Genomic DNA, 5,452 nt, shown 5'->3' with positions numbered 1-5,452 from the left:
GTTGCATAGTGATTTTGACTTATCAAATAGTCGCTATAAATATCAAGAAGATCCAGTTTCATTTTTTGTCCTTAAAAACTTACGGACGAAAAATATGATTATTTCAAGCAAAAATCAACTATTGCTGCGTAACATCAGTTACTAACAATCACCTTTAACCAACAATCTGAAAGAAAAATGCATTTTTTAAATAAAAATTCTTGAAGTGATCAGATTAAAGTAACACAAATACGTAGTACAAAAATAGTAAAGTGATCAAAAAAGCAAAAAACCACCCGCTATCATTTCCACCAGTTTGTTGAAAAAAATAATGCACACATTTTGTATATGTGTTTTGGAACAATTTAGAGCTTTTATCTTAAGCAAAATAAAAAAATCTCAACTACTTCTTTAAACCACCTTATTTTTCACAAGATATTGGTTGTAAGTCTAAATCTTTTCCATGCATCTTAGCTATAGTATTTAAGGCGTCTGTACGTATACCCAGTGGACAACGCCACCAAATTCCTTTTGATTTGACCTCTTTGATTAATTCTTTTGTCTCAGTTTTTAAAATTTCGTATATTTCTATTTTTTCACTTTCTTTCAAAGAATCGTGAGTTAATTTTTGTACATTGCTATCTATACGTAACCTCAATTTTTGAATAGTTTCATCTGGATCTTGATATTCATTATTTATTATGATTTTTGTTAACTCATCAGTTAGATTATTTAGACTATTTTTCAAATTTTCTATTTTTTCCATAGCATCTTGAGGATCAGCAAGGGATAATGCACCTTCTACGCTTTCAGCTTTTTCTAAAAATGATTTTTGATTTCCTGACCTAACAGCATCTTCATAAAAGTGCACTAACGGAAGATAAGGAAGGAAATCAGATTTTTGCTTCTCCGTCTCATTTCCTTCAAACACCACGAAAAACTTGCTCCATTTGTTTATGTTTTTTGAAAGCGCATTTGTAAGACGATTACAATCACATAAGTTAGCACTTAATTTTTTTGTCAGAGCATCACGTACCAAACGAGCAAAAGAAGCTGATCTAACACGAGCATATTCCTTTTCTGCCTTTTCGTCCAGGGAAACGTCTGCGGAAATAAGATTAGGATAATCTTGTTTCCACTCCTTATCGTTATCTTCAGTCACCTTCAAAAAATTAAAGCCTTCTTTTTGATCTTCTTTTTTACTGAAAACCTTAAAAAGATCTGAACGAAAAGCTCGTACCACAAAAGTTTCTGTTAAATGCTCAAGGGGAGTGCTAAGAAGAGCTAAATGTAAATAATGATTAATATTTTTTAAAACATAACTTATTCCGGATTCAAAGAAAAATTTTTCTGTATCGCTCGTTATAAAACGACTTCCAGCCTTTTGAAACGCATCGATTTTTTCCAGAACCATCTTTTGAGCTTCTTGTTCACTGTGCTCTAGGCAATACCTTAGTTCCCACCATGCGTACATACCCACATCAGTCCCCAGGTTTCCGATGACCTCTTGTCCGTCAGAATGAGCAAGATTTTCCTCTTTATCCAATGCAAATTTCACAAAATTCAAAGATAGAATTTTTTGTTTAACTTTTTCTATATCTTCTAGTTTAAGTGTTTCTTTAAGGTCAAAAAAAACTCTCTTAATCGTGTTGGAATCAGAAATTTTTGCACATAACATGGCACACGTATCATCGAATGATTCATCAATACTCATGTACTGTCTTATAAAAAAAGATATCTGTTGGGAAGAAGCTTTATCAAAAACGCTTTTAATAACAGTTAGAATATCGTCCTTATCTATTTTTGAAAACAAAGTAGTTAATTTTTCTGTACTGTCTAAATTAAGAACAGAATTAAATATCTCTTGATGAAATTTTGCAGTCTTAAAAGTGTCGTTCATTATAAAAGCAGAAGGCTCTAATTCATTCAAAACTTTTAAAGACGCAGAATGATTCCAATTCACTAGTGTTTTAATCAGTAATTCACGAGCAGTATCGCTACAATTTAGAACATTTTTTCCAACATTTACAATGCGAAATACTTCTTTTATAAGCGTAGGATGTAATTTAGGAATAAATTTTGAGTGATGAAAAAGTGATATATCCAACATAGATATGGAGTTCACAAATGTAATATCTTGTACAATTTTAGCAAGATTATCAGGTGAGTTTTTGATTCTTTTTTCTAAATTAATAGCACCTAACGCGTTTTTTGCTAACTCAAGATTATTTACCTCAGACAAGATCTTCTGTATTAAAATCGAAAAATCATCACTACTCAGTTCTCCTGATCTTTTTTTTAAATTTAGATTATTTAGAGCTTTTTTAGCAAGCCGAGGACTATTTTTAGAACATAAAACTATTTCTACTAAATGAGAAAATCTTTTATCATCACATGTACTGACTCTTTTTTTTAAATCTAAATCATCTAAGGCTTTTTCAGCAAGTACAGGATTATTGTTCTCGGAGGAAATTTTTTTCATATATTCTTTCAGAAAAAGATGCTCATTTTCCTCTCTCTGAATTTTTACTGTTTTACTCAATTTTTTAATTTCACTTGTTTCATTATTTTTTAAAGATAAAACATTTTGAACTAAATCAAAAAAATCGTCTCCCTGAAATTCACTGGCTCTTTTTTTTAAATCTAAATCATCTAAAGCTTTTTCAGCAAGCGTAGAAACATCTTTCAAAGATAAAATCTTTTTTAGTAAATTAAAAAAGTCGTTCCCCTGAAATTTACTGGCTCTTTTTTTTAAATCTAAATCATCTAAAGCTTTTCCAGCAAGTACAGGATTATTGTTGGCAGATAAAACTTTTTGCAGTAAATTAAAAAAATTGTCTCCCTGAAATTCACTGGCTCTTTTTTTTAAATCTAAATCATCTAAAGCTTTTTCAGCAAGTACAGGATTATTGTTGGCAAATAAAATCTTTTTTATTATTTCAGAAAAAATACTGTCATCTAGTGTACTTCCTCTTTTTTCTAAATTTATAATATTTAAAATTGTTTTGACACGTTCGGGATTGTTTTCAACGTTTCTTGAATCTAAGCTTTTTTTGATCACGATGAAAAAAAAATCGTCGTCAATCTTACTTAATTTGCTTAGATCCAAAAATTCTTGAACTTTTTTAGCAAGCACGCAATCACGCTCACAATCCAAAAATGACGCGACTACTTCAGCAAAATTTTTATCGCAAAACCGTCTTACTCTTTGTAAATCACAAGCATTTAAAACTTTAATACCAAGATGAATATTTCTTCCTTCTAAAACTCCACATATTATATCAGCCAGACCATCATCGTCAACCTGATTTAATTTTTCTAAATCTAAGGCATTGAAAGCTTCTTCACAAAGACTCAAATTATTTTCTGTATTTAAAATATTCTTCATTAAATCAAGGTAGTAATCATCTGAAATCTGTCCTAATTGTGGTAGAATTAGAGTTTTGTACGCTCTGCGAGCAAGCTCATGATTGCTCTTTGAAGAAAAGATAGGACCAGCTATATAAGAAAGATCATAGTATTTACCACCTTCATTATCTATCCTATTTATTTTGTGCACACCATCCAACTTGAACATTTGAGAAAAATCAAATTTTAGAAAATCACATTTCTTCAAAAAATCAAAATTCTCAACCAATTTATTCTGAGATTCAGCGTTGTTGTCTGAAGAAAAAATAAGAGATGGTGAATCAGACAAAACATCAAGTACGTCATCAGCGTTAATTTTATTAGATTGATCTAAACCCAAATTCTCAACCAATTTATTCTGAGATTCAGCATTGTTGTCTGAAGAAAAAATAAGAGATGGTGAATCAGACAAAACATCAAGTACGTCATCAGCGTTAATTTTATTAGATTGATCTAAACCCAAATTCTCAACCAATTTATTCTGAGATTCAGCATTGTTGTCTGCAGAAAAAATAAGGGATTGTGAATCAGACAAAACATCAAGTACGTCATCAGCGTTAATTTTATTAGATTTGTTTAAATACACGACATCAAATGCTTTGTTAGCAAGTTCTGGATCATTATCTGGAGATAAGATACAGGACAACAAATCATTGAGCACATTGGCGGTGTTTATGTTATTAAATTTGCTTAAATCCAAAGCATCAAACGCTTTATTAGCACGTTCAGGTGAAAAAACATCTAAAAAAGCACGATTAGATTGATCATCATTGTTCGCTTCCGTCACATTTTTAAGTGCTTGATTTTGATGTCTTTTAGACAAAATAGTTTTTGTGTACAAAATTAAATTCTGATCAGATAAATTTTTAATAAACATTTTTAACACGGATTTAGCCAAATCTTGGTGATTCTTTTTATCAAAAAACATAGAAATCATCTGAATAACAATTTCTTCAGAAAAGCATGAATTAATTTTTTCACAAAGCTTCGATAATTTAGTCTGTTTTAATAATTTTTTAGCTCTTTTTTTATCTTTGACAGAAAGTAATATTTTCAAATTTCTAAAACTTTTCTCTAAACTAATAACTCTTAGATCTTTCAACTGATTAAGCGCGGAGTCTATTTCAGATTTTTTAACAGAAAATCCTCGATTTACAAAAAACATTAAAAAAAATATATTTATTATTTTTATTTTCATGTAACGCTATTTTTTTTTTACACAAATTACTTTAATGAAAAAAAATAAAATGTCAACCTTCTGTAAGCAGTATTTTTCCAATTTTTTCATGCGTTACTACCATCTTTTCATCAAAAATGCGAAAAAAATGAGTTTTTTCTGATCACATAGGTTAAAATAAAATTTATACGCATAATTCGAGCTTCTTTGTGTCGGGTTTAGAAATGAAAAATAAAATTATAGACAATGAAGACTTATTTTGTATATATACAAATCCTATTAATCACGCTGTAATTAATTTTTTTTCAACAAAATCATAATTACAAAACAGATTTTAATCTGCAAGAGATAAAAAGAAGTCGTATATTAAAACGAATTGTGTGCCCAATTCTACAGTATGGAATCTTAATTTTAGCCCATGAAAATTTCGTAGCACATTTTTTTTTCAAATATTTGTTTATTTCTGCAATAAAGAGCATCAAAAATACATCCGGAAATAATTTTTACTGAATCTGTGTCAGACCAATTTCAAAATTTTAATTCTTAAAATTTATTTTACTCTTTTTTAAAAAACGAATATATAGTAAGAAAAGTTGAGGTATGCATACGTAAAGCACAACTCTCATTAATAGAAGGTAGAAAATTTCGGTTATATTAGACCTGATGCGTAAGTAGTTTTTGAGAAAGAGGGGGAGAGTTTTATTTAAAGTTTATCTTTTTCAAGTTTTATTTTAAGAAAAGGAAAAATTCGTTTTAGAGGTTAACTGTTTAGTCCCAACAACATGTAATTTGGATTATGATTAAAATTTGACGTGTTACGCTCAAATTCTAACATGATAATATCAAAGGAGGCTGATACTTCAATGATTTCAGCTTTATTTAATGACT

1 protein-coding gene is annotated in these 5,452 nt (G+C 29.4%); it reads right to left on the bottom strand.

Annotation, left to right across the window (positions count from 1 at the left end):
• Nucleotides 1-400: 400 nt before the first annotated feature.
• Nucleotides 401-4,552 carry a hypothetical protein gene (locus P618_RS00550; RefSeq protein WP_162147035.1) on the bottom strand — a complete coding sequence of 1,384 codons (4,152 nt, stop codon included), beginning with the start codon at nt 4,550-4,552 and terminating at the stop codon, nt 401-403.
• Nucleotides 4,553-5,452: the final 900 nt, after the last annotated feature.

The sequence above is a fragment of the Holospora obtusa F1 genome, from assembly GCF_000469665.2.
Taxonomy (GTDB): domain Bacteria; phylum Pseudomonadota; class Alphaproteobacteria; order Holosporales; family Holosporaceae; genus Holospora; species Holospora obtusa.
This window is presented reverse-complemented; position numbering and strand designations above follow the sequence as displayed.